We start from the raw sequence: 22,321 nt of genomic DNA on the forward strand, positions 1-22,321 counted from the left end.
CTGCGTCAAATGCGCGTGCGGCGCCGTTGCAAGGGGTTGCAGCCACCGCAGACCCGCGTCACAGTTTGCCCAGATAAACATAGGAGTGCAGCATGACAGCGGGTGTTTCCCTTGCCGCGGGACGCGGATATCTGGCCATTCCCGGCCCCTCGGTCATGCCGGATGCGGTGTTGCAGGCGATGCACCGCCCGTCGCCGAATATCTACGCCGGTGAACTGGTGGAGATGACGGCAACCCTGATCCCGGACCTGCGCCGGGTGGCGCGCACCGATCATGATGTGGCGATCTATATCTCCAACGGTCACGGCGCGTGGGAGGCGGCGTTGCTGAACACCCTTCAGCCGGGTGACACCGTGCTGGTCGCCGCCTCGGGCCGTTTTGGCATTGGCTGGTCGGAAATGGCGGAGGCGCTCGGCATCAAGGTGGAGCTTTTGTATTTCGGCACCGGCTCGGCCTGGGACATGGACCAGATCTCCAGCCATCTCGCCGCCGATACCGCCCATCGGATCAAGGCGGTTCTGACGGTGCATGTCGATACCTCCAGCGCGATCCGCAATGATGTGACGGCAATGCGCGCGGCACTGGATGCCTGCGGCCACCCGGCGCTGTTGATGGTCGACTGCATTGCCTCGCTTGGCTGTGACCGGTTCGAGATGGACGACTGGGGCGTGGATGTGATGGTCTCGGCCTGCCAGAAGGGGCTGATGGTGCCTGCGGGCATGGGGTTTGTCTTCTTCGGGCCAAAGGCGGCGGAGGCCCGCGCCCGCCTGCCACGGGTCAGCCGCTATTGGGACTGGCAGCCGCGCGCCAACCCTGAGGAATTCTACCAGTATTTCGGCGGCACCGCGCCCACGCATCACCTCTATGGTCTGCGGGCCGCACTGGATCTGATCCACGGTGAGGGGATGGAGGCCGTCTGGGCGCGCCATCACCTGTTGGCGCAGGCGATCTGGGCGGCCTGTGACCGCTGGGGCGAAGGTGGCCCGCTGCGGATGAATGTGCAGGAGGTCGCTTTGCGGTCAAACGCGGTCACATCGCTGCATATCGGCGGCGATCGCGGCACGCGCCTGCGCAATTGGGTGGAACAGACCCTTGGGCTGACGCTGGGCATCGGCCTTGGCATGGCGCCGCCGAACAGCCCGGAGTGGCACGGGTTCCTGCGGCTGGGCCATATGGGCCATGTGAACGGTCAAATGATCATGGGGCTGCTGGGCGGGGTTGATGCCGGTCTGAAGGCGCTGGAGATCCCGCATGGATCCGGCGCGCTGGAGGCGGCCTCACAGGTGATCGCCGGGGGTGGCGCGGCATCTGTTGCAGACACATCAGAGAGAGGCAGCTGCTGCGGGTGATCCGCAGCAGGCCCTGACGCAGCCTCAGCCGTTGCGCGCCCGCTCCAGCGCGAGGGGCAGCGCGCGGGCAAAGGCGTCCAGCTGATCCTCCGGCCCGCAGCTGACCCGGATGCAGCGGTTTTGCGGCGCCGCAAAGGGCATCCGCACAAACACGCCCTGATCCACCAGGCTCTCCAGCACCGATTTGGCAAAGGCACCGTCACTGCCACAGTCGATGGCCATGAAATTGGTGGCCGAGGGCAGGGGCGTTAGCCCATTGTCGCGGGCAATCTGCGCAATCCGGTCGCGTGCGGTGGCAATGCGGCCAAGGGCCTCAGCCAGCCAAGCCTGATCCTGCAGGGCCGCCAATGCGCCGATCTGAGCGGTGCGGTTCATACCGAAATGGTTGCGCACCTTGTTGAAGGCGCTGACCAGCCCGGCCTCTGCCAGCACGTAGCCCACCCGCGCACCGGCCATGCCATAGGCCTTGGAAAACGTCCGAGTGCGTATCACGCGGGGATCGTCGATATCTATCGGCAGGGCAGTGCCCTCGGGGGCGCAGTCGATATAGGCCTCATCCAGCAGCAGCAGGCAGCCCTCTGGCAGGGCGTTCATCGCGGCCAGCAGATCAGCGCCGCTGTGCCAGCTGCCCATCGGATTGTCGGGATTGGCGAGGTAGACCAGCTTGGCATCCACCTCGGCCGCCTTTGCAAAGAGCGCGGCGGGGTCTTCGTGGTCGTCCTTGTAAGGGACGGTATGCAACAGGCCGCCAAAGCCCGCGACATGGTAGTTGAAGGTCGGATAGGCGCCAAGCGAGGTCACCACCGCATCGCCTTCGCCAATCAGCAGCCGCACCAGATAGCCCAGCAGCCCGTCGATACCTTCGCCGATCATGATGTTCTGGGGCGCAACACCGTGATGCGCGGCCAGCGCCTCGCGCAGGTCATGGCTCTCGGCGTCGCCATATTTCCAGATTTCGCCCAGCGAGGCCTGCATGGCCGCAATCGCCTTGGGCGACGGGCCAAAGATGTTTTCATTGGCGCCCAGCCGCGCCGTGAAGGGCGCGCCGCGCTGGCGCTCCTGGGTTTCCGGCCCGACAAAGGGGACAGAGGCGGGGAGGGAGTGGGCAAGCGGGGTGTAGCGTGGCTGTGTCATGGGCTGAGATAACGTGATCCGGTGCGTCCGGGCAAGCGCGTCGCTTTGCCCCGGCGTTACGCTGGATCACTGCCGGGATCCGGGGCAGTCTGCGGCCAACGGAAATTCCAAGAAGGAGGGCGCCGAGATGGCACGGGTATCGGTAGAGATCGAAGACCATATTGCACGGGTGACATTGACCCGCGGTGACAAGATGAACGCGCTGGACAGCCAGATGATCGAAGAGATCATTGCCGCTGGCGAAAGCCTGATGGACAGCAAGGCGCGGGTGGTTGTGCTCTCGGGCGAGGGCAAGGCGTTCTGCGCCGGCCTTGATCTGATGAGCTTTGCCCAGATGGGGATGAAAGACCCGACAGAGTGGCTGATGAGCCGCTCTCATGGCGATGCCAATCAGGTGCAGCAGGTGGCAATGGTCTGGCGTCGCCTGCCGATGCCGGTGATTGCGGCGATCAACGGCGTGGCCTTTGGCGGCGGTCTGCAACTGGCGCTGGGGGCCGATATCCGCATTGCTGCACCCGATGCGCGGTTTTCAGTGATGGAGATGAAATGGGGGATCGTGCCGGATATGGGCGGCATGGTGCTCTTGCCGCGGCTGCTGCGCTCCGATGTGCTGCGGCGGCTGACCTATACGGCGGAGAAAGTGTCGGCGCCGCAGGCGCTGGACTGGGGGCTGGTCACCGAGCTGGCCGAGGATCCCATCGCCCGCGCCCATGAACTGGCGACAGTGATCGCCGGGCAAAGCCCCGCCGCCATCCGCGCGGCAAAAACGCTGATCGAGACGGCCGAGGCCAGCGCGGATCGCGCCGAGGTGCTGCTGGAGGAGTCCCGTGTTCAGGTCGGTCTGATCGGCAAGCCTGAGCAGATGGAAGTGGTGGCCGCCCAGATGCAGAACCGCGCGCCCAAATTCGACTGAGGCCGACGTCAGTTCGATCTGAAATGAAAGAGAGCCGCGCCGGGATCTGACCGGCGCGGCTCTTTACCTTGGTGTCTGTCCCCGACAGGGGCGGCGTGATCGTCAGATCGAGGCGCGGTAGATCTTGTCGATGTTGGAGCCAAGCGCTGCGTTGTAGTCGCTGTCGCTCATCGCGACATTCAGACCTTCGGTCAGGGCGCGGCTGAAGGAGGCGATCATCGTGCTGTTCTTCGCCAGCTTTTCGCAGGCGTCATCGGTGGTATAGCCGCCGGACAGCGCAACAACGCGCACCACATTGGCATGGGCGGCGAGATCGTCATAGAGACCGGCCTCGGTCGGGATGGTCAGTTTCAGCGCCACTTTGGTATCGGCGGGCAGGGCGTTCAGCTCGTCCAGAATCGCAGCCTTCAGCAGGGTTTCCGCCTCGGCTTTGGTGGCGGAGTTGATGTCCACTTCGGGTTCGATGATCGGCAGCAGACCGGCAGCGGCAATCTGGCGGCCGACGATGAACTGCTGGCCGACGACGTTCTTGATGCCGGTGGCATTGGCGCCCTTGATCACCGAGCGCATCTTGGTGCCGAAAATCCCGGCCTGTACCGCGCGCGACAGCAGCTGATCAAGATCGGGCATCGGTTTCATGGTCTGGGCGTCGTCCGCCTCATCCGCGAGGCCCTTGTCGACCTTGAGGAAAGGTACAACGCCGCAGTTGTCCCACAGGTAGGCGGGCACCGGGAGGCCGTCGATTTCGGCATCCATGGTTTTTTCAAACAGGATCGCGCCGAGGATCTTTTCGCTGTTGAAATCCGGTGCGGTGATGATGCGGGCACGCATTTTCTGGATTTCGCCGAACATCTCGTCGTCATTGCTGTAGGCGTCTTCGGTCACGCCATAAAGCGCCAGCGCCTTCGGGGTTGACCCGCCGGACTGATCGAGCGCCGCAATGAAGCCCTTGCCGTTTGCGATGCGATCGAGCTGAGCAGTCTGGGTCGAGGTTTCTTGCGCCATAGGTCGGGTCTCCACGAAAAGGGATTGTCTGTCTGGCATCGTCTATACCGCGCCTGCGGCAGGAAACAACTATCTGTATCAAGTGGTTGCGCTAACGCCTCCGCTAACAGTGACGCGACCGGGCGGCGGTTCGGCGAAACATCGCAGGCAGGCATATCCGTCAGGCGTTCGCACGCAAAAAAGGCAGACCGGGGTGGTCTGCCTTTTGGTGTGTTTCAGTCAGGCCCGATGCGTCGGGCGCTGTGCCGGTCAGACCAGCCGCGAGGCTTCCTTGGCGGCGCGGACGAAATCGTCGAACAGCGGGTGCGGCTCAAACGGTTTCGACTTCAGCTCGGGGTGGAACTGTACGCCGATGAACCACGGGTGATCCGTCCATTCGACGATTTCCGGCAGGCGACCATCCGGCGACATGCCGGAGAATTTCAGGCCACAGGCTTCCAGCTGCTCGCGGTATTTGGTGTCCACCTCATAGCGGTGACGGTGGCGTTCCTCGATCCGGGTGGTGCCATAGACCTCAGCCACCTTGGAGCCTTCGGCCAGCGTGGCGTTGTAGGAGCCCAGACGCATGGTGCCGCCTTTGTCGTCATCGACCTTGCGCGCCACGGTGTGGTTGCCCTGCACCCATTCCTTCAGGTGATAGACCACCGGTTCAAAGCGTTTCTTGCCTGCCTCATGGTCGAATTCCTCGGAGCCTGCCTCCGCGATGCCCGCGACATTGCGCGCAGCCTCGATGACAGCCATCTGCATACCCAGACAGATGCCGAGATAGGGCAGCTTATGCTCGCGCGCATATTGCGCGGCCTTGATCTTGCCCTCGGTGCCGCGCTCGCCAAAGCCGCCGGGCACCAGAATGGCGTTATAGCCTTGCAGGTAGGGGGCGGCGTCTTCCTTGTCGAACAGCTCGGCATCGACCCATTCGATCTTCACCTTCACGCGGTTGGACATGCCGCCATGGGTCAGCGCCTCGGCGATGGACTTATAGGCGTCTTCCAGCTGGGTGTATTTGCCGACGATGGCGATTTTGACCTCGCCTTCGGGGTTGTAGATGCGATCGGCCACATCTTCCCAGCGGGTCAGATTGGGTTTCGGGGCCGGCGCAATGCCAAAGGCATCCAGAACCGCCTGATCGAGACCTTCGCGGTGATAGGCCAGCGGGGCCTCGTAGATGGATTTCAGATCCTGCGCGGCAATCACGCTGTCGGCGCGCACATTGCAGAACAGCGCCAGTTTTTCGCGTTCCTTGTGCGGGATCGGCCCTTCGGAGCGGCAAACCAGGATATCCGGTGCCAGACCGATGGAGCGCAGCTCCTTCACCGAGTGCTGGGTCGGCTTGGTCTTCAGCTCGCCGGAGGCCTTGATATAGGGCAGGAGGGTCAGGTGCATGAAGATACACTGGCCACGCGCCTTGTCATTGGCGAACTGGCGGATCGCTTCAAAGAAGGGCAGCCCCTCGATGTCGCCGACGGTGCCGCCGATTTCGCAGAGCATGAAATCAACCTCATCTTCACCGATGGAGATGAAGTCTTTGATTTCATTGGTCACATGCGGAATGACCTGAATGGTCTTGCCGAGGTAGTCGCCGCGACGTTCCTTTTCCAGCACGTTGGAATAGATCCGGCCCGAGGAGACCGAGTCGGTCTTGCGGGCGGCCACGCCGGTGAAACGTTCGTAGTGACCGAGGTCGAGATCGGTTTCGGCACCGTCATCGGTGACGAAGACCTCGCCATGTTCGAAGGGGCTCATCGTGCCCGGATCGACGTTCAGATAGGGATCCAGTTTGCGCAGGCGGACGGAATAGCCGCGCGCCTGCAAAAGTGCCCCAAGAGCGGCGGATGCCAGCCCTTTGCCCAGAGATGATACAACACCGCCAGTAATGAAAATGAAACGCGCCATGTCTGTTCGGCTGCCCCCGTGAGAAGTCAGAATTCAGCTGCCCGGCGGTTGCAGAAACCGCAGCATCACGGGGCTTTACATATAAAGGATTCGCGCAAAATGCGCAAGCAAGCCGCAAGATGCTGTTACGGCTGCTTTTGTTCATTCTAAGTGTAGTGGATCCTCGCGAATCCCGCGTCAGACGCTCTGGTCTTGCCGGATCTGCCCGAAGCGCAATTGGCTGTCGGGCTGATCCGAGGGTCCTCCGGGCCGGGTGGCCGGATTAGTCTGCGCTGGGAACCAGCGGTGCATTGTCACCCTGCACCGGCGGCAGCAGGTCGCTGCCCAGCGGGGTGTCGGGTGTGTCGGCAGCGCCTTCTGCGGCAGGCGCCGAGAGGCGATCTGCAACCGAAGAGCCTGCGGATTTCTGTGCTGCCAGAATGGTCAGCGTGATGGATGTGGCGATGAAGGCCACGGCCAGGATCCAAGTCACCTTGCTCATCGCGGTGGCTGCTGCACGGCCGGACATAGCCCCGCCGCCGCCGCCGCCCATGCCAAGGCCGCCGCCTTCGGAGCGCTGCAAGAGGACAACGGCAATCAGCCCCAGGGCCAGAAGAAGATGGATGATGAGTACGACGTTTTCCATAGGATCCTACGGCGGTTGGCTGAGTATCGGGCGGTAAATAGGGAAGATTGCTCTGAGGGGCAAGGGCTCAGTTTGCCGAAGGGCGGAGAAGGCGGGCCTGCGGCGTTTCGGGCGCATCAAATCCGCAGAAAACGGCGCATGAGAGGTCCGGCTGCCGCGGCTGCGCGCGGGCATCACGGCTGGTGATCGGGATCATGACGGATTGTGACTGGACAGCTTTGCGCCGCTGCGGGCAGTCTCGCCCTATGCCTCATGATCACGCAGACGCCCCGCATAGCCTGTTGCCCCCGGACCCCGCCCTGCGCGTCAAGGCGCTGGAGACGGTGCTGACCCGAAAGGGGCTGATTGATCCGGCGGCGCTGGATGAAATTATCGATACCTATCAGAACCGTATCGGCCCGGCCAATGGCGCCCGCGTGGTGGCGCGGGCCTGGGCTGATCCTGAGTTTCGGGCGCGTCTGCTGGCTGATGCCGATCCGGTGCTGGCGGAGCTTGGGTATTATGGCCGTCAGGGTGAACATATGGTGGTGGTCGAGAACACCGCGCAGCAGCATAACATGGTCGTCTGCACCTTATGCAGCTGTTACCCTTGGCCTTTGCTGGGGATCCCGCCGGGCTGGTACAAATCCGACGCCTACCGCGCCCGAGCGGTACGCGAGCCGCGCAAGGTGCTGGCGGAATTCGGCGTGAGCCTGCCCGACGGCACCGCGGTGCGGGTCTGGGATTCCACCGCTGAGGTCCGTTATCTGGTGCTGCCGATGCGGCCTGCGGGCAGTGAGGGGCTGAGCGAGGACGCGCTGGCGGCGCTGGTCAGCCGCGACAGCATGATCGGCACCGGTCTGGCCAAGGCGCCGGGGGAGGCGCCAGCATGACCCGGGTGCATGACATGGGCGGGCGATTCGGGGACGGGCCGGTGGTGCCCGAGGCAGAGGATGCCCCGGTCTTTGCCGAAGACTGGCACGCCCGTGCCCTGGCGGTGACGCTGGCCTGCGGCGCGCTGGGGCAGTGGAATATCGACACCTCGCGCCACGCCCGCGAGCGGCTGGCACCGAAGGATTACACGCGGTTTTCCTACTACGAGAAATGGCTGGCCGGTCTGGCGACGCTGTTGGTGGAAAAGGGTGTGCTGAGCCGCGCGGATCTGGCGACAGCCGAGGCAGGGGGGCGTCAGAAAGACGGCACGGGCGCAGAGGCCGTGGCCCCGCATCCGCTCGCTGCCCGTGCGCTGAAGGCATCGGATGTGGCCGCAACCCTCGCCAAGGGCGGACCGGCGGACCGGCCCTCTGATGTGCCGGTGGTCTTTGCCCCCGGCGATGCGGTGCGCTGTCGCCGCCCCGGTGGCAACCGGCTGGTGGCGGGCGGTCACACCCGATTGCCCGGCTATGCAGTGGGCGCCAGCGGTCGCGTGCTGCGCCTGCATGGGACGCATATTCTGCCGGACAGTGCCGCACATGGTCTGGGGGAGGCGCCGGAGCCGCTTTATGCGGTGGTGTTCCCGGCGGCCGAGCTGTGGAGCGCGCCGGAGCATCCGCGCGACGAGGTGGTTCTCGACCTGTGGCAAAGCTATCTGGAGCCGGCATGAGCACAACTGACACGCCGGTGGCAGAGCGCCCGGAACCGGCCTTTGAACAGCCGTGGCATGCGCAGGTCTTTGCGCTGACGGTGCATCTGAATGAAAGCGGGGCGTTGTCCTGGGGCGACTGGGTGACGCGGTTTTCTGCCAGCCTGCGCCGCCATGGGCTGGAGCGCGATCTGAACGGGGGCGAGGATTACTTTGCCGTCTGGCTGGAGACGCTGGAGATGTTTCTGGCAGAGACAGGCCGGGTGGCCCCTGTCGATGCCGAGGGGATGCGCGCCCGCTGGGAGGCGGCCTATCTGTCGACGCCACATGGCATGCCGGTTGAGCTGCCTGCGGATTAGTCGGGCGAGTGGCCGGAAATATCGTCTGCGGAGGGCCGGGCGCAGCTGCACCGGTTCGGGGCGCCACCGCCACAGCTGATGGTGCGGCGCGGGGAGATCCGCACCGGGTCTGGGTCGTTCGGGCCTGGGTCGTTCGGGTCTGGGTGTCTCTTCTGTCGCTCTCTCGTGTCCTTCCTGTCTCTGTTTCGCCGTCCCAGTCTATCGGTCTGTTTGTCTGTCTCGTCTCGGTTGCGGTCTCGCGCTGTGCCAAAAACAGGGATGGCGGCGCCGCCGGTGGAGGTGGACAGGCCCGGATGGGGCCTGCGGAGGCAGGATATCCTGACACGCCCCCGATGGAATCGGGGCCGGTCTCCTGTGCGTGTGGGTGCGCCGGGCTTAAGTGACCCTGACGCGGGGGATCGATCCGCGTCCAGACTGACATATCCTGGTCCCGAAGGGGTGAAGAGGGCGCGCGCTGCGGACGCAACGGCCCTGCGACGGGCGCTCCACGCGCAACAGCGCTGCGCGGCGGCCTGATCGTCCATTTTCGCCACGCAGCAGGGGGCTTTGCCGTGGATTCCCGCGCCTGCGACGAAAAACCGGTTCCCCTGTCTGCGCGGTCTCGTTATACGGAGCGTCGGTTTCAACCAGCATACATGAGGACCTGAGATGGCCAATGTCGTGGTAGTCGGCGCCCAATGGGGTGACGAAGGTAAAGGCAAGATTGTCGATTGGCTCAGCGAACGCGCTGATGTCATTGCGCGTTTTCAAGGCGGCCATAACGCCGGTCATACGCTGGTGATCGACAGCAAGGTCTACAAGCTGCACGCGCTGCCCTCGGGCGTGGTGCGTGGCGGCAAGCTCTCGGTCATTGGCAATGGCGTGGTGCTGGATCCCTGGCATCTGATGAAGGAGATCGAGACCGTGCGCGCCCAGGGCGTGGACATCTCTCCCGAGACGCTGATGATTGCGGAGAACACGCCGCTGATCCTGCCGCTGCATGGCGAGCTGGACCGGGCGCGCGAAGAGGCGGCCTCCAAGGGCACCAAGATCGGCACCACCGGTCGTGGCATCGGCCCGGCCTATGAGGACAAGGTGGGCCGTCGTGCGATCCGTGTCGCGGATCTGGCGGATGAGGCGACCCTGGTCGCGCGTGTTGATCGTGCGTTGCAGCACCATGATCCGCTGCGCAAGGGTCTGGGCATCGAAGCCGTGGATCGCGACGATCTGATCGCGCAGCTGAAAGAGATCGCCAAGGATATCCTGCCCTTTGCCGCGCCGGTGTGGAAAGTGCTGAATGAAAAGCGCAAGGCGGGCAAGCGGATCCTGTTTGAGGGGGCGCAGGGTGCGCTTCTGGATATTGATTTCGGGACCTACCCGTTTGTGACCTCCTCCAACGTGATTGCCGGTCAGGCGGCAACCGGTGTGGGCATTGGTCCGGGCTCCATCGACTATGTGCTGGGCATCGTGAAGGCCTATACCACCCGTGTGGGCGAAGGCCCGTTCCCGACCGAGCTTTTGAAGGAAGACGGCACCCCGGATGCGGATGGCGAGCGTCTGGGCACCCGTGGTCATGAATTTGGCACCACCACCGGCCGTCAGCGCCGCTGTGGCTGGTTTGATGCCTGCCTTGTGCGTCAGACCTGTGCCACCTCCGGCATCACCGGCATTTCGCTGACCAAACTGGACGTATTGGACGGGTTCGAGACGCTGAAGATCTGTGTCGGCTATGAGCTGGACGGCGCGCGTCTGGACTATCTGCCGACCGCAGCCGACCAGCAGGCGCGCTGCACCCCCATCTATGAAGAGATGCCGGGCTGGAGCGAGAGCACCGAAGGGGCGCGCAGCTGGAACGACCTGCCTGCCAATGCCATCAAATACGTCAAGCGCGTGGAAGAGCTGATCGACTGCCCGGTTGCGCTTTTGTCCACCAGCCCGGAGCGGGACGACACCATTCTGGTGACCGATCCCTTTGCCGACTGATGTCGGGCGAGGGTGGTCTGAGCTATAAGGCGCGGCGGCGCTGGGCGCTGGTGATCCTGCTGATTGGCATGCCGGTCTATATCGTGCTGGCGGTCAATGTGATCAGCTGGCTGGACCGGCCGTCGCTGCTGGTTGAGCTGATTGTCTATGTGCTGCTGGGTGTCCTGTGGATCCTGCCGTTCAAATTCGTCTTTCGCGGTGTCGGCAAGGCGGATCCGGATGATGCGGATCAGGATCAGGGCTGAGGCGCGGGGATAAGAGCCGGGGAGGGGCGCTGCCCCTCTTGACCTGACGGTCAATTCACCCCGGAGTATTTCGGGAAAGATGACAGGTCGGCAGTGTCACGCCGGGCTGGTCTCAATCTAAAAAGGCGGTGGGGGGGATCGGAATTAATTGGAATGGTGAGCACGGGGTAAATTTGAACGTGGCCTTCGGGTGCATCGTGAAAGCCCTGTGTTTACTGGCAAACCCAATTTGGCGGTTCTCCCCACCACCTAGGCGCTGTGGCGCACAATAGATTTTATTACTGCCGTTGATTGCCGCACGATGCCAAGTGCGGAAGCAAACACCTCACCATTCGTGCATTGAAGCGACAACCCGCCCGATGCTGGTAAGTTCACCTGAGGCCAGTTCGACCTGTATCGGTGAGTATTCAGGGTTGTGGCTGCACAGGTTTACTTGCCGCTGCGGCAAAATCTGGAGCCGCTTAATAAGCAGGTCATCCCCGAGGCGGAACACATAGGTAACGCCGTCTTTCATCTCTGTGGCCGTTGTGTCGATGACTGCAAGGTCACCGTTTGACAGTTTGGGTTCCATGCTGTCGCCAGCCACCCGAACAACTGCCAGATTGTCTGGGTTAAGGTTGCGGCGGGTTAGCCAGCGTCGGCTAAACGCATAGTGGCCAACAACACTTTCGTCAGTGGCTTGCCGTCCATTTCCTGCCGAAACTGAAATGTCATACCGCCGAACATGCACGAAGTCGCTGTCTGGCCCAGCCTCGGGTGGCAAATTTAGCCCCACGTCTTGGCTGGCAAAATGCCCGTCTTGGGTTGGCAAATTTTGCCTCATGGGTTCAAGGCCTAGCAAGATATTCATATCGACATCAAAATTGGTCCCCACAGCTATCAATAGCTCGTGGTCGGCCCTCTGGTGACCAGACTCGACATGTTTGATTTTGTCCGATGATACGCCAAGACGTCGGGCAAATTCTGCCCTAGAAAGTCCAAGATCAGATCTAAGTTGGGCAAAATTTGCCGCCAAAACATCCATTTAACACCCAAAGCGCTTAAAATCAGTAAAATATTTCCCCATCAGGCTTGCATAGATTGGAAATATTTGCCAGATTTAGTTTGCAAGATACAACGCAACGAGCATTGCGAGGAAAATATGGCACTAAAAAATAAAATGTTCCAGCCTGGAACCATCCTGCATGAGGTAATTGATGGCGCGTTTCGGTCGATGGGCACCACTTTTGAGGCCTGGTGCCGCGAAAACGACGTGCATTCCAGCACTGCGCGCAATGCCACATACGGCCAGTCCTCCGGCGTGCGTGGCGAACAGCTCCGCGAACGGATCATTGATGCCGCAGGGCGCGACACCGTGAAGGCCGCCTACACCAAACGCATGGTCATGGAGGCCTCCCGCTTAAAACGTTCCTGCCCCGCTATGGAGAGCGGGGCGGCAGCGTAAGCGCGGAATGGCTGAAAGGGCTGTGTGACCGTCACATGATCAGCGGCGAGGAGTTGGCAGAGATCCTGCAAACCTATGCCGACTACGTGGAACAGCACCACCCCGAAGCCGTCAACGAGATCGAGGCAGCCCGCCGCATCGGGCTGAACATCCAAGAGATCCTTGAGGATAAGGCATGACCCCCAACCATAAACAATTTGAGGCAGCACAGCGTGAATTCGCAGAACACGCGCTGGCAGGGCTGACCGACACGGCCAAGGTGCACTTTGCCGTCAAGGTCATGACAGACACCACGGACCCGGAAGCCGCAGCAGCGCTGAACTTTGCAGCAAAGCGCGCCGATGAGCACGCCCGCATCCTGATGCGCGAAGCCTTCGAGCAGGAGTGCGCATGATGGATGAGCGGTTTCTGGATCAGGCAGAACGGGCCGTTGAGGCCGAGCGCGCACGGGCAGTGCAGCGCGTGACCAGCGCAGTAGCAGGAACAGGCCGCAAGGCCTGCCTGGACTGCGGGGATGGGATCGAACCCAAGCGGCGCGCAGCCGCACCCTTTGCGGTGCGCTGTGTGGCCTGCCAGCAGATTGCAGAAAGAGCGGTGTAATCCATGGGTCAGGCACTTCACCAATTTGAGCTGATCGAAGGGGGTTGTTTTGAGCTGGACCGGGTCCAGCCAAAACAACCGGCTAAACAACCTCAAAACAACCCCGAGAAATGGCTTGCCAGTGTCCAACTTGAGGAACTGGCAGGAGTTTCGCAGGCGGCGGTTCACAAGGCCCTGTCTAAACGCACCTGGCGCGGTTGCGAACTGCTGGTGCGTGAGGAGATCACCGGACGCGGGCGCGGCGGCAAGACTTTGCAAGTGCACGTGGACAGCCTGCCGGCCGATCTGCGCGAGGCCTGGTATCTGGAGCGCGGCATTGTCCTGCATGAAAAGCCCGATGCGGAAACCGGCCAACAGGTGCTGGTGCCCGAGCAGGCATATCAGAATGACGCCAAATTTGAGGCCGATCTGGAATTGGCGCGCTGGCGGCATGAGGTGATCCGCCCGCTCCTGGCCCTGGAAAAGCAGTCGGCTGAACGCGCCGCGCTGATCGGGGAACTGGCAGCCGTGCCGCGCCTGTTCCCTAACGGCAATCGCAAGGCCGTTACCAAACAGACGCTTTACAACTGGTTGAATGCCTTCGAGGCCGAGGGGCTGAGCGGCCTGATCCGCAAGAAGCGCAACGATACCGGAGCCAAGCGCCAGAAGGTCACAAGGGCATGGGATGCGTTCTTTGCCATGCACATTGATGCAAACACCCAAGCCAAGGTCAGCGACGAACTGACCACATATATAAGGTCGCTGTGGGCATCGGGCGAACGCGGCTGGCGGTCGATCTCGGAGAAATCCACCACCCGGCTGATTGAGCTGTCGCGGGATCTGCGCGTGGTGGCCTTTGATGTGCTGGATCTGGGCCGCTGCGGTGACACGGCCAAGGCTGCAACGCAGTTTGGCGTTTGCTATGTGAACCGCCGCAAGGTCGAGGTCGAGCGGGATTACCGGATTATCGCGGTCAAGGATAAGGACAACGCGGTTTTCCAAGACAAGTATATGCCGTCGATCCGGCGCGATTACTCGGATCTGCTGCCGCGCCAGATCGTGGTGGGCGACGTGCACCCGGTGGACATCATGATGCGCCGCCCGGATGGCACCGTGGTCTATCCCAAGGCCATCGCCTGGTATGACGTGGCCACCAATGAGATCCACATGACCTTTGTGCTGCTGGAGCCGAAAGAGGGCATCCGCCGCGAGCATGTGGCCATGAGCTTCCAGGCCATGGTTGAGGAATGGGGCCTGCCGCAGATGCTCTATCTCGACAACGGTGGCGAGTATTCCTGGGATGCCATGATTGGCGGCTTCACCCAGCTTTCCCGCCTGACCCAAGGCAGCATGAAGGTCTATGACCTTGAAGGCAGCCCGGATGTTGCCAAGCGTGTGGCGCAGGGCCGCGAGGCAATTGCCCGCTCCCGCCCATATAACGCGAAGGGCAAGCCCGGCATTGAGGGCGCATTCGGCAACATCGAACAGGTGTTCTTTGCCACCATCCCTGGCTGGACTGCTGGGGACCGGATGAACAAGAAAACCCATGCCAAGGGCAAAGACCCCATCGCGTTCCAGGGTGATGCCAATGACTTCCTGAATACCGCAGGCGAGGCCCTGGAGTGGTATCACAAGCGCCCGCAGTATGGGCGGTTGAACGGCGCAAGCCCGAATGAAATGCTGCGCGGCTTCATTGACCACGGCTGGGGCAAAACCACCTTGTCACGCCCTGAGGTGCTTGCCCTGGCGTTTTCCGAGGAAGTCGAGCGCACGCCGGATCGCGGACGGGTCAGCTATACCCCACGGCGCGGCCAGACACTCTATTACTATGCGGATGAGCTGCTGGGCTATGATCGCAAGATCACGTTGCGCGTGCCTGCGTTCAATCCTGAATTCGTGTTCTGCTTTGATGGTGATGAGCTGATCTGCCAGGCCTTCCCAGAGCGCACCTATGGCGTGCTGGACACGCGCGGGGCCGAGGAAGTCAACCGGCGCAGCAAAGCGTTCCGCCGCCAGATCGCCGAGAAACGGCGTCATGTTGCTCTGCTGTCCCTCACCGAGGAAACCGCTCGCCACATTGCCCACATGCCGGATGCGCCGGAGGCCCCTGTGGCCGCCGTGGTGGATGCCGGGATCATCGACCGTATGGCCAAACTCAGCAACCAGGCGATTGCCGAGCAACTGGCCCAACCCAAAACCGAAAAACCAAGAACGAATGACCAATGGGGCATTGATGAAAACGCCCTGATTGGCACCGCGCAATTCCTGGAGGATGAGGATGAGTGACTTTGTGAAAACCCCCAACGCAGCCCGTGCATATGAGGTGTGCCAGGCCACGCTTGCGGCGCGTAAATACAGCCGCGTCGGGCAGATCATCGGCAAACCAGGCGTCGGCAAGACGGCCATTACCGAATGGCTGGTCGATGAGCTGGAAGGCGTGCGCATCGAATGCTGGGAAGGCATGAACGCCAAATCCCTGATGCAGGAGCTGGCCCGCGCCTTCAACGAACGGGGCATTTCGATTGAGGAGCAAGGCACCTCCAACACCATCTTTGCGCGCCTGAAAGCGGCCTGTTCCGGCATGCTGATCCTGGTGGATGAGGCCAATCATCTGCCTTGGGCGATGCTGGAAAAGCTGCGTGCGCTTTCTGACCTGGGCGGCGCTGGTGTTGTCCTGTGCGGCACTGACCTGTTGTCCCGCCGGTTCAATGACGGGCGTGTAGAAATCTACCTGCGCCAGCTCGCCTCGCGCATCGGGGCCAAGCGGGTGGTGATCGACAAGATCAGGACCGAGGCGGAAATGCTGAACTACGTCCTCGCCCCGCGTTTTGGTTCCATCACCAAGAAAACGGCGCATCGGTTCCGGGTTGATTGCGGCGGCAACTGGCGCACGGCGCTGGAGCTGGCGGACACCTGCGAGCGCATGATGCAGGCCAACGAGATTGAGAAGCTGGATCACACGGTTGTTGAAACCGCTGCGGCCCTGATGGCCGGGCATGCTTGAGGGGGCCGTTATGCGCAGCGGATGCGACATGGCCACAGGCCGGGATCAAACAGTGATCAGCTTTGGCCCAGATTGCCCCGGCTTCACGGTCAGTGAACTCACCCGGCTGGCTGCTGGTGCCAAGACAAAGGTGCAGGCCACGGCCCGTGGCTGGTCGATGCTGAGCCGGGAGGAGATCCAGGCGCTGGCCTGGTTCGCGCACCTGTTTCTTGAAGACACGGAACCGGGCCAACCGGCCCCGATCCGCCCCGAACCACCCGTAATTTCACACTTCTGAACAGGAGAAAGACATGGCAACCCGCAAGATGAAATCGACCGCAACCAACTTTCCGGTGCCCCAGGATGACAGCGAGGCGCGCACCGTCATCCGCGAGATCGGCGAGCTGAACCGCGAGGCCCTGCGCCTTCAAACCGAAATGAACGACAAGATTGCCAAAATCCAGGAGGAATATGGCGAGCTGGTCGCGCCGATCCGCGAGCAGGCCGTGGCCAAACAGGAAGGCCTCAAGATGTTCTGCGAGGTCAACCGCGACCGGCTGACCAATGGCGGCAAGGTGAAATTCCACAAGTTTGCCACCGGCGAGATCTCCTGGCGGCTGCGCCCGGCCAAGGTCAACATCCGGGGCGTTGATGCCGTCGTTGAGGCGATCAAGGCGGCTGGCCTGCGCAAGAAGTTCATCCGCGTTGAGGAGAAGATCAACAAAGAGGCCATGCTGGAGAAGGGCAACCGCGCCACGGCGGCGGCCATTAAAGGCGTGACCATCGGTTCGGATGGCGAGGATTTCATTGTGGAACCCTTTGAAACCGAGCTGGCAGAGGCGTCCTAATCATGAGCGCACGTACCACCAAGATTGCGAGCGATGGCTCCAAAACCGTCTGTAACGCCTGCGGCAAGCCCGTGCGCGGACAGAAAGGCTTGAAGGCCCACCAGGCAGTTTGCCCCGGCCCGAACAAGCCGCAGAAACCCTAACCTTTCTCAGATAGGAAACGAGGAAAACCATGAAAAAATCTGAACTTATCGCAGCAGTTGCCGCCAAAGCAGAAGTCACCAAAGGCGACGCGGAGGACGTGCTTGATGCCTTCACTCAGGTGGCGCGGGACGCACTGGCAGACGGCAAGAAAGTGGCGCTGCCTGACTTTGGCACACTCATGACCAAAGAACGCGCCGCCCGCACCGCCCGCAATCCGCAGACCGGCCAGCCGGTGGCTGTTCCCGCCAAGACGGTGGCGCAGTTCAAGCCCGCCAAGTCCCTGGCTGATCACCTGGCCTGACCTCCCGCCGCCGCGCCGGTCTGCTTGCTGGCGCGGAGGCACTTCAACAACCGAGGCGAGCAAGGACAAATGACCCCATCCCGCGTCACCCCCGCCGAGATCGCCGAGGTTGTTGGCTGCACTGAAAAGCATGTGCGCCGGATGATTGGCCGGTCGCGTGGCGCGGAGCCTGAAACCCGCGACACCTGGTTTGGCGCCAACCTGCGCATTGAAAAAGGGGAGCACGGCCCGGAGGTCGTGTTCGCCACCCTGCCGGACCACATCCGCGAGGCGTTTGTGATGCTGGATCAGCGGGAACTCCCGCTCATCTAGCCCGGCGCAAATTGAATTTGAATGACCGTTTCCAGCTCCTGCATTGACCAGAAGGAATATAACGATGAGTGCTTCAAAAAAGACCTCCCCCAACCGCCGCAACGGTGATCTGGCTATGATCCATATCGCTGCCAAGCGGCTGTTTGGCGATGTCTCCAAGGGCAGTGATGGCCGCACCGATTATGAGGATTGGCTGGCGCGCCACACCGGCAAGCGGTCAGCGGGCAAGCTGACCGTGGCCGAGCGCGTGGAGCTGATCAAGATCCTTCGCCAGGAGGGGCTTATCCCGGAAAAGGGGCGCGGCGGCCATGGCCAGACTGTGGGCGGCGAGGATCGGCCCACCTCGGCCCAATGGGCCAAAATTGGCGGGCTGTCGCGGGATTTGGGCTGGGACGGGCTGGAAGATGCGCGGCTGCAAAGCTTTGTGAAGCGCACCGCCAAGATCTCAAACGCCCGGTTCCTGAGCCGTGCCAAAGCCACGGACGTGATCACCGGCCTGGAGCAATGGGTGCGCCAGGGCAATGCCGAGGGGGTGCCGGATGCAATGTCCTAAGTGCGGCGGGAAAACGCTGGTTTATGGTGGTCGGTCGCATGGGAGCCTGCGGCAGCGATACCGCCGCTGCCGGATCTGTGATCATCGGTATCCCACCTGGGAAGAAATCGAAGACCGGACCTTGCGCAAGTACGAAAAAAAAGCAGTGCGCGCGGATCTGTTCGCGGAATTAGAAGATAAAACAGAAGGTTACGCGAATGGCGAAAAGAGCGCGTAGACCTGCATCAGGTCTACATGCCGGGATCGGCCACAACGGCGGCCCGGATATGGAAGCGGAACGCCTGTTTGCGCTGATCGGCCCGCGCACCACTGAAACCGCCGTGCCGTTCCATTGCGGCGCCCCCTGGACCAAGTACGCGACGGAAGCCGAGCTCACGCGCCTGGCCAAGCTGCAAGCGCGGATCTGGCTGCGCGAAATGGGACTGAAAGAGGATAGGGCCACACGCCGCCGCATCATGAAAACATGCATTCAGCGCATGAGCCGGGCCAAAGACAAGAACTGAGGAGAAAAGCATGACACGTTTTCCAAGATCCGAATGCGAGGCGCGAGCAAGATCCGAACGCAAACTAAAGGCTGTTGAACGGCACCTCAGAAAGCATCTTCTTGAGATTGCTGTGTTTTGGGATGAAGGCCAAGTTACCGGCCAAATTGATCTAACCCTAGAAAACCTCAGGACAGATATTGGCGCGATCCGTGAATGCATGGATGAAGAGATCAGGGTGCATGAGGAAATGGACGTATGACCATCGCGCAGCAAGCCCTCCAATCCGCTGTGCGCCGCCGTATGGCGCGGGCGGTGGTGATCAAGGATGCCAAGGCCTATGAGGCGCTCTACGGCCAGCTACAGACCGCTATGAGCAATGCCTGGTCCGATGCCATGCGCGAGGGGATCGCGGCGGCACTGGACCGGCTGCGCGACCTCGGCCCCGGCAAGTTCACCGATCAGGATGGCAAGATGATCCTGCGGGTGCTTGAGGGATCGGTGGGGGCCGAGGCGATCAGCGCCGCCATGCGTGAGCCGGTGATCAGCCTGACCGATGCGCTATACCGTGTCGGAGCTGAGGAAGTCGGCAAGGCCACCGGGGTTTCCATCGCCTTCATGCGCCCGGATCTGGATGCGCTCGACATCCTGAAATCCGGCAACCTGTACTGGGTCGGCAATAGCTGGAACGTGAACACCCAGAACCTTATGGCCAAAACGCTGGAGGACTATTTCACCGAGGGCATGACGCGGGAGGAGCTGACCGCGCGCTTTGCCAATGATTTTGGAACACTCGCGGAACGCGGGCAGAGATATTGGGAGATCCTGGCGGATCACACCGCGACCAAAACCCGCGAAATGGGGCGCGTATCTGGATACGAACGGGCGGGGATTGCCCGCGTTCAGGTGCGCGCCCATCTGGATGAGCGCACCACCAGGATATGTCGCCACATGCACGGACGCATCATTGATGTGCCCCGGCTGCGCGAACAGCGGGATGAGTATCTGGAAGCGGTCAGCCGCCGCAATGAGCCTGCCGCAAAGGCTGCCTGGACCATGCACGGCGGTGATGCAGATCTGAGCAACACCCCCACGTCCAAGCTGGGCCGGGGCACCGCCGGGCCGCCCTATCACTTTCGGTGCCGCACCATCACCGTGGCATATTTCGGCAGCGGTGACAGCGATATTGACCGCTGGACCCGTGCCGCCTATGACCGCGAGCCTCTGAGCCGCACGGACATCGGCACAGTGATCGACCGGGCCAAGAGCGCACGCTGGCCGCATACCAAAGTGGTGCGCGGCCACTACCGCACGCACGGCGGCAGGCTGGGTAGGAACACTCAGGCGGACTACAGCCAGGCAGCGGTGGATCTGATCCGGCGCGGTGACCGGGATGTGTATCTGTCTATGCGTCAGGGTGTTTTGAACGCCACCTTCGTGCGGGGCAAAACCATCACGCTGGCTAGCGGAAAAACGCGCCAGGGCTTTGAAGTCACCGCCGTGGATGTGACCGAGAATAAGATCACCAGCCACCACTGGCGCACTAAGATTGAAACCACGGGCGATGAGGTGCCCGCACAGAAACAGCCCGGACGGGGGATTATGAAATGGCTTATACAGTATTTGGCATGAAGCCCGAAGACCTAGCCGGAGAGCCGCTGCTGTCCGGCATGTTCGGCTGCTATGACACCATCGGCGATGCTGCTTTTGATCTGGATCGAGACGAATGCCTGCATGAGCGTTCGGCCTATGAGCTGGTGCGCGATCAGCTCACCGATACGCAGCGGGCCGAGCTGGACCAAGTAGATGCCTACTGGAAGGCGAACCCGGAGGCGTTTAATGCTGCCTTCGCGGTGTTTCACTTCCAAGAGGATAAGGCCACCGCGCTCACCGGCTTTGTGCAGGATGAACATGGCGACGTGCCCCCGATCCCGCGCGGGCACTGGTGGTGGTTTCCCATTTCAGAAGAAAGAGCTAACCTAACACTCGCAACCAAATAACCACGAAGCGGTGCATTGAAGCGTTCTAGAGTAAACGCCAATATTGAGGACAAAGATGAACGATGAGCCTGCGCCCACCTACACCGGGCCAACTAATGTCAGCTTCAAAGACAACTCAATTCACATTGATGGATATGCAGAAGGTAAACGTGTTGCTCTACTGGATACTAAGCCAGCAAAGCGCCTAGCGGCTCTACGAATCCACCAGCAACGCCTTGAACAATGTGAGGCAGCAATGCAGGAAGTGTTGCGGCTGCCTTCAGATTTGGAGAATGCAAGATATTCTGCAATCATCGGTGCTGTCGCCCAGTACTTTTCATGTTTTGGAAAGAATAATGTCTACGCCCCCTTGCAACCTGATCGCGTGTTTAAGGGCATGGAGGATGCAAAGGAGTGCTTTAGGTACTGGAAGGCTATCAGAGACACTCATGTCATTCATGAGGAAGACACCCTTTCTTTCGGTCAAACAGGATTGGTTCTTGGCCACGATGACGAAGTAATTGACATTCTCTCACTTAAAATGGTGGCCCAGGTGTTTGATGAGGAACACCTGAATCTCTTGTACAAACTGCTCGTTCACACAATCGCCCACGTTGAAAGCGAAATAGATCGTTCGCTGACTTTCTTATTCGCTGATGCTGAGGCTATGGGAAAAGAGAAACGCTCATCACTACGTGATCTTGTTTATACGGTGCCGAAACCCAAAGATCTTCTCTAGTTCTGATCTGGCAACCGAGCCCGTTAGACCGCTTGTTGAGCAATCCGTTGTGGTCACGTTGCCGTCACCACTTAAGCCGGGTGGAACCCATGGTTTTCTCGCTCCTCTTAGCATCACAGTAGAGCGGCCGGACTGGTTGGGGAGCAATAGCGAAATCTACACCGAAGCGGCTCAAGCGTTTGAGCTGGATTAGGAGGAACATAGGCTGATCGTTCGGGGAGGCCTTTGCCAGTGCTCCGAGAATTTTGGTCAACTCAGCCCGCATCTTGTAAGGTATGTCAGATTGTTGTGTAGATTTTGCGGACCTATTCTTGCAATCATGAGCACGATTTCATCTTGAGTTTGGCCCGAAAGCAAAAGCAAAAGGGAAAGGGAAAGAGGTTTGGTCGATCTAACAACTATTGGGGCTGCGCTAGCTGCAGTAAAAGGCAGCATTGAAACCCTCAAAGCAGGTAGTGAACTCTATCAGACGTTTGCACGTCAGGCAGAAGACCCTACAAAAGAAGAACTCCAGAGCGTAGCTCAACAGCTCGCAGAAGAACTCTACAAGGCTAGAATGACAGCCTTGGAGGCTCAAAATCAGCTTCTTGAGTTCCAGGCTCACGCCAAAGCCGAAGAAAAATTCGAAGAGACACTAGGTCACTACATGCCAATGGACACCGACGCGGGCGGCACATACATGGCGTTAAATGATGACGCCTACGTCGGCCTGCTTTTTGAAGCAGTCTGCCCTAACTGTGTTGTAAAACATAAAGAGTTCTACCCGCTGCAGAAAAAGGGGTACTTGTACAGCTGTGGCAACTGCGATGCCAAAATCCCGAGGGAGAAAGTAAGCCAGCCAAGCCGTATTCAGGGCAGAGTCTTTGGTTAAACTGGTGCAAATTCCGCAATAACGTTTTCTGTCACTTGAC

At 61.0% G+C, this 22,321-nt stretch carries 29 protein-coding genes; 24 read left to right on the top strand and 5 right to left on the bottom strand.

Features of this window, described 5'->3' with window-relative positions; genetic code table 11:
- The first annotated feature begins 92 nt into the window (after nucleotides 1-92).
- Nucleotides 93-1,349 (top strand): pyridoxal-phosphate-dependent aminotransferase family protein, encoded by a 1,257-nt coding sequence (locus VWZ81_RS02110; RefSeq protein WP_340546148.1) that lies wholly within the window; start codon nucleotides 93-95, stop codon nucleotides 1,347-1,349.
- 24 nt (nucleotides 1,350-1,373) lie between these two features.
- On the opposite strand, the gene VWZ81_RS02115 is transcribed toward VWZ81_RS02110, so the two are convergent.
- Nucleotides 1,374-2,483 carry a pyridoxal phosphate-dependent aminotransferase gene (locus tag VWZ81_RS02115; RefSeq protein WP_416541926.1) on the bottom strand — a complete coding sequence of 370 codons (1,110 nt, stop codon included), beginning with the start codon at nucleotides 2,481-2,483 and terminating at the stop codon, nucleotides 1,374-1,376.
- A 127-nt stretch (nucleotides 2,484-2,610) separates the two neighbouring features.
- On the opposite strand from VWZ81_RS02115, the gene VWZ81_RS02120 reads away from it, so the two are divergent.
- Entirely contained in the window at nucleotides 2,611-3,396 is a 786-nt protein-coding gene (locus tag VWZ81_RS02120; RefSeq protein ID WP_340546146.1) for a crotonase/enoyl-CoA hydratase family protein, read from the top strand.
- Nucleotides 3,397-3,498: 102 nt separating this feature from the next.
- On the opposite strand, the gene VWZ81_RS02125 is transcribed toward VWZ81_RS02120, so the two are convergent.
- From VWZ81_RS02125 to secG, 3 genes are all read right to left on the bottom strand, one after another.
- Nucleotides 3,499-4,401 carry a fructose bisphosphate aldolase gene (locus VWZ81_RS02125; RefSeq protein ID WP_416541927.1) on the bottom strand — a complete coding sequence of 301 codons (903 nt, stop codon included), beginning with the start codon at nucleotides 4,399-4,401 and terminating at the stop codon, nucleotides 3,499-3,501.
- A gap of 249 nt (nucleotides 4,402-4,650) precedes the next feature.
- Entirely contained in the window at nucleotides 4,651-6,294 is a 1,644-nt protein-coding gene (locus tag VWZ81_RS02130; RefSeq protein ID WP_340546144.1) for a CTP synthase, read from the bottom strand.
- A 262-nt stretch (nucleotides 6,295-6,556) separates the two neighbouring features.
- Nucleotides 6,557-6,919 carry a preprotein translocase subunit SecG gene (secG, locus tag VWZ81_RS02135; RefSeq protein WP_340546143.1) on the bottom strand — a complete coding sequence of 121 codons (363 nt, stop codon included), beginning with the start codon at nucleotides 6,917-6,919 and terminating at the stop codon, nucleotides 6,557-6,559.
- 245 nt (nucleotides 6,920-7,164) lie between these two features.
- On the opposite strand from secG, the gene nthA reads away from it, so the two are divergent.
- From nthA to VWZ81_RS02160, 5 genes are all read left to right on the top strand, one after another.
- On the top strand, nucleotides 7,165-7,791 hold the full coding sequence (gene nthA, locus VWZ81_RS02140) for a nitrile hydratase subunit alpha (protein WP_416539095.1): 627 nt from the start codon (nucleotides 7,165-7,167) through the stop codon (nucleotides 7,789-7,791).
- Nucleotides 7,788-8,501, top strand: a complete 714-nt coding sequence (nthB, locus tag VWZ81_RS02145; protein ID WP_416541928.1) for a nitrile hydratase subunit beta — start codon at nucleotides 7,788-7,790, stop codon at nucleotides 8,499-8,501. Before nthA ends, nthB begins: the two co-directional genes overlap by 4 nt.
- Nucleotides 8,498-8,839, top strand: coding sequence for a nitrile hydratase accessory protein (locus VWZ81_RS02150; RefSeq protein ID WP_416539093.1), 342 nt, complete (start codon nucleotides 8,498-8,500; stop codon nucleotides 8,837-8,839). The genes nthB and VWZ81_RS02150 overlap by 4 nt, the downstream gene beginning before the upstream one ends.
- A gap of 648 nt (nucleotides 8,840-9,487) precedes the next feature.
- A complete protein-coding gene (locus VWZ81_RS02155; RefSeq protein ID WP_416535050.1) occupies nucleotides 9,488-10,801 on the top strand; it encodes an adenylosuccinate synthase in 1,314 nt (437 codons plus the stop codon).
- Nucleotides 10,801-11,046, top strand: a complete 246-nt coding sequence (locus VWZ81_RS02160; RefSeq protein WP_340546138.1) for a DUF2842 domain-containing protein — start codon at nucleotides 10,801-10,803, stop codon at nucleotides 11,044-11,046. The genes VWZ81_RS02155 and VWZ81_RS02160 overlap by 1 nt, the downstream gene beginning before the upstream one ends.
- A gap of 325 nt (nucleotides 11,047-11,371) precedes the next feature.
- On the opposite strand, the gene VWZ81_RS02165 is transcribed toward VWZ81_RS02160, so the two are convergent.
- A complete protein-coding gene (locus VWZ81_RS02165; RefSeq protein ID WP_416541929.1) occupies nucleotides 11,372-12,070 on the bottom strand; it encodes an XRE family transcriptional regulator in 699 nt (232 codons plus the stop codon).
- 135 nt (nucleotides 12,071-12,205) lie between these two features.
- On the opposite strand from VWZ81_RS02165, the gene VWZ81_RS02170 reads away from it, so the two are divergent.
- From VWZ81_RS02170 to VWZ81_RS02250, 17 genes are all read left to right on the top strand, one after another.
- Nucleotides 12,206-12,490, top strand: coding sequence for a hypothetical protein (locus VWZ81_RS02170; protein ID WP_416544445.1), 285 nt, complete (start codon nucleotides 12,206-12,208; stop codon nucleotides 12,488-12,490).
- Between the two features lie 35 nt (nucleotides 12,491-12,525).
- A complete protein-coding gene (locus VWZ81_RS02175; protein ID WP_416541931.1) occupies nucleotides 12,526-12,669 on the top strand; it encodes a hypothetical protein in 144 nt (47 codons plus the stop codon).
- Entirely contained in the window at nucleotides 12,666-12,884 is a 219-nt protein-coding gene (locus VWZ81_RS02180; RefSeq protein WP_416541932.1) for a hypothetical protein, read from the top strand. Before VWZ81_RS02175 ends, VWZ81_RS02180 begins: the two co-directional genes overlap by 4 nt.
- Complete coding sequence (locus tag VWZ81_RS02185) at nucleotides 12,881-13,090, top strand: TraR/DksA C4-type zinc finger protein (protein WP_416541933.1); 210 nt, start codon at nucleotides 12,881-12,883, stop codon at nucleotides 13,088-13,090. The genes VWZ81_RS02180 and VWZ81_RS02185 overlap by 4 nt, the downstream gene beginning before the upstream one ends.
- Before the next feature lie 3 nt (nucleotides 13,091-13,093).
- Entirely contained in the window at nucleotides 13,094-15,355 is a 2,262-nt protein-coding gene (locus tag VWZ81_RS02190) for a hypothetical protein (RefSeq protein WP_416541934.1), read from the top strand.
- Nucleotides 15,348-16,073, top strand: coding sequence for an AAA family ATPase (locus tag VWZ81_RS02195; RefSeq protein ID WP_416541936.1), 726 nt, complete (start codon nucleotides 15,348-15,350; stop codon nucleotides 16,071-16,073). The genes VWZ81_RS02190 and VWZ81_RS02195 overlap by 8 nt, the downstream gene beginning before the upstream one ends.
- Nucleotides 16,074-16,101: 28 nt before the next feature.
- Nucleotides 16,102-16,350 carry a hypothetical protein gene (locus tag VWZ81_RS02200; protein ID WP_416541938.1) on the top strand — a complete coding sequence of 83 codons (249 nt, stop codon included), beginning with the start codon at nucleotides 16,102-16,104 and terminating at the stop codon, nucleotides 16,348-16,350.
- A 13-nt stretch (nucleotides 16,351-16,363) separates the two neighbouring features.
- Nucleotides 16,364-16,900: a host-nuclease inhibitor Gam family protein gene (locus tag VWZ81_RS02205; protein WP_416541940.1), complete on the top strand. Its 537-nt coding sequence runs from the start codon at nucleotides 16,364-16,366 to the stop codon at nucleotides 16,898-16,900.
- 172 nt (nucleotides 16,901-17,072) lie between these two features.
- The gene (locus tag VWZ81_RS02210) at nucleotides 17,073-17,345 is read left to right on the top strand and encodes an HU family DNA-binding protein (RefSeq protein ID WP_416541942.1); all 273 of its coding nucleotides are present in this window, start codon (nucleotides 17,073-17,075) and stop codon (nucleotides 17,343-17,345) included.
- 69 nt (nucleotides 17,346-17,414) lie between these two features.
- A complete protein-coding gene (locus VWZ81_RS02215; RefSeq protein ID WP_416541944.1) occupies nucleotides 17,415-17,657 on the top strand; it encodes a hypothetical protein in 243 nt (80 codons plus the stop codon).
- Between the two features lie 64 nt (nucleotides 17,658-17,721).
- Complete coding sequence (locus tag VWZ81_RS02220; RefSeq protein ID WP_416541946.1) at nucleotides 17,722-18,210, top strand: regulatory protein GemA; 489 nt, start codon at nucleotides 17,722-17,724, stop codon at nucleotides 18,208-18,210.
- Between the two features lie 266 nt (nucleotides 18,211-18,476).
- Nucleotides 18,477-18,713 (top strand): hypothetical protein, encoded by a 237-nt coding sequence (locus tag VWZ81_RS02225; protein ID WP_416541948.1) that lies wholly within the window; start codon nucleotides 18,477-18,479, stop codon nucleotides 18,711-18,713.
- Between the two features lie 10 nt (nucleotides 18,714-18,723).
- On the top strand, nucleotides 18,724-18,954 hold the full coding sequence (locus tag VWZ81_RS02230) for a hypothetical protein (protein ID WP_416541950.1): 231 nt from the start codon (nucleotides 18,724-18,726) through the stop codon (nucleotides 18,952-18,954).
- The gene (locus tag VWZ81_RS02235) at nucleotides 18,951-20,324 is read left to right on the top strand and encodes a hypothetical protein (protein WP_416541952.1); all 1,374 of its coding nucleotides are present in this window, start codon (nucleotides 18,951-18,953) and stop codon (nucleotides 20,322-20,324) included. The genes VWZ81_RS02230 and VWZ81_RS02235 overlap by 4 nt, the downstream gene beginning before the upstream one ends.
- Nucleotides 20,300-20,692, top strand: coding sequence for a hypothetical protein (locus tag VWZ81_RS02240; RefSeq protein ID WP_416541954.1), 393 nt, complete (start codon nucleotides 20,300-20,302; stop codon nucleotides 20,690-20,692). Before VWZ81_RS02235 ends, VWZ81_RS02240 begins: the two co-directional genes overlap by 25 nt.
- A gap of 55 nt (nucleotides 20,693-20,747) precedes the next feature.
- Entirely contained in the window at nucleotides 20,748-21,410 is a 663-nt protein-coding gene (locus VWZ81_RS02245; RefSeq protein ID WP_416541956.1) for a hypothetical protein, read from the top strand.
- A 382-nt stretch (nucleotides 21,411-21,792) separates the two neighbouring features.
- A complete protein-coding gene (locus tag VWZ81_RS02250) occupies nucleotides 21,793-22,281 on the top strand; it encodes a hypothetical protein (RefSeq protein ID WP_416541958.1) in 489 nt (162 codons plus the stop codon).
- The last annotated feature ends 40 nt before the right edge of the window (nucleotides 22,282-22,321 follow it).

Origin of the sequence: Phaeobacter sp. JH20_34 (assembly GCF_048056095.1) — a bacterium.
In the GTDB taxonomy this organism is placed as follows: Bacteria; Pseudomonadota; Alphaproteobacteria; order Rhodobacterales; family Rhodobacteraceae; genus Phaeobacter; species Phaeobacter bryozoorum.

Coding starts and splice junctions, on each gene's coding strand:
- nthB (WP_416541928.1), top strand. CDS start 7,788: ATGACCCGGGTGCATGACATGGGCGGGCGATTCGGGGACGGGCCGGTG.
- VWZ81_RS02215 (WP_416541944.1), top strand. CDS start 17,415: ATGACCCCATCCCGCGTCACCCCCGCCGAGATCGCCGAGGTTGTTGGC.
- VWZ81_RS02170 (WP_416544445.1), top strand. CDS start 12,206: ATGTTCCAGCCTGGAACCATCCTGCATGAGGTAATTGATGGCGCGTTT.
- VWZ81_RS02195 (WP_416541936.1), top strand. CDS start 15,348: ATGAGTGACTTTGTGAAAACCCCCAACGCAGCCCGTGCATATGAGGTG.
- VWZ81_RS02210 (WP_416541942.1), top strand. CDS start 17,073: ATGAAAAAATCTGAACTTATCGCAGCAGTTGCCGCCAAAGCAGAAGTC.
- VWZ81_RS02220 (WP_416541946.1), top strand. CDS start 17,722: ATGAGTGCTTCAAAAAAGACCTCCCCCAACCGCCGCAACGGTGATCTG.
- VWZ81_RS02110 (WP_340546148.1), top strand. CDS start 93: ATGACAGCGGGTGTTTCCCTTGCCGCGGGACGCGGATATCTGGCCATT.
- VWZ81_RS02160 (WP_340546138.1), top strand. CDS start 10,801: ATGTCGGGCGAGGGTGGTCTGAGCTATAAGGCGCGGCGGCGCTGGGCG.
- VWZ81_RS02185 (WP_416541933.1), top strand. CDS start 12,881: ATGATGGATGAGCGGTTTCTGGATCAGGCAGAACGGGCCGTTGAGGCC.
- VWZ81_RS02205 (WP_416541940.1), top strand. CDS start 16,364: ATGGCAACCCGCAAGATGAAATCGACCGCAACCAACTTTCCGGTGCCC.
- VWZ81_RS02240 (WP_416541954.1), top strand. CDS start 20,300: ATGGCTTATACAGTATTTGGCATGAAGCCCGAAGACCTAGCCGGAGAG.
- VWZ81_RS02245 (WP_416541956.1), top strand. CDS start 20,748: ATGAACGATGAGCCTGCGCCCACCTACACCGGGCCAACTAATGTCAGC.
- VWZ81_RS02115 (WP_416541926.1), bottom strand. CDS start 2,483: ATGACACAGCCACGCTACACCCCGCTTGCCCACTCCCTCCCCGCCTCT.
- VWZ81_RS02125 (WP_416541927.1), bottom strand. CDS start 4,401: ATGGCGCAAGAAACCTCGACCCAGACTGCTCAGCTCGATCGCATCGCA.
- VWZ81_RS02150 (WP_416539093.1), top strand. CDS start 8,498: ATGAGCACAACTGACACGCCGGTGGCAGAGCGCCCGGAACCGGCCTTT.
- VWZ81_RS02180 (WP_416541932.1), top strand. CDS start 12,666: ATGACCCCCAACCATAAACAATTTGAGGCAGCACAGCGTGAATTCGCA.
- secG (WP_340546143.1), bottom strand. CDS start 6,919: ATGGAAAACGTCGTACTCATCATCCATCTTCTTCTGGCCCTGGGGCTG.
- VWZ81_RS02230 (WP_416541950.1), top strand. CDS start 18,724: ATGACACGTTTTCCAAGATCCGAATGCGAGGCGCGAGCAAGATCCGAA.
- VWZ81_RS02190 (WP_416541934.1), top strand. CDS start 13,094: ATGGGTCAGGCACTTCACCAATTTGAGCTGATCGAAGGGGGTTGTTTT.
- VWZ81_RS02235 (WP_416541952.1), top strand. CDS start 18,951: ATGACCATCGCGCAGCAAGCCCTCCAATCCGCTGTGCGCCGCCGTATG.
- nthA (WP_416539095.1), top strand. CDS start 7,165: ATGCCTCATGATCACGCAGACGCCCCGCATAGCCTGTTGCCCCCGGAC.
- VWZ81_RS02120 (WP_340546146.1), top strand. CDS start 2,611: ATGGCACGGGTATCGGTAGAGATCGAAGACCATATTGCACGGGTGACA.
- VWZ81_RS02165 (WP_416541929.1), bottom strand. CDS start 12,070: ATGGATGTTTTGGCGGCAAATTTTGCCCAACTTAGATCTGATCTTGGA.
- VWZ81_RS02155 (WP_416535050.1), top strand. CDS start 9,488: ATGGCCAATGTCGTGGTAGTCGGCGCCCAATGGGGTGACGAAGGTAAA.
- VWZ81_RS02130 (WP_340546144.1), bottom strand. CDS start 6,294: ATGGCGCGTTTCATTTTCATTACTGGCGGTGTTGTATCATCTCTGGGC.
- VWZ81_RS02225 (WP_416541948.1), top strand. CDS start 18,477: ATGGAAGCGGAACGCCTGTTTGCGCTGATCGGCCCGCGCACCACTGAA.
- VWZ81_RS02175 (WP_416541931.1), top strand. CDS start 12,526: ATGATCAGCGGCGAGGAGTTGGCAGAGATCCTGCAAACCTATGCCGAC.
- VWZ81_RS02200 (WP_416541938.1), top strand. CDS start 16,102: ATGGCCACAGGCCGGGATCAAACAGTGATCAGCTTTGGCCCAGATTGC.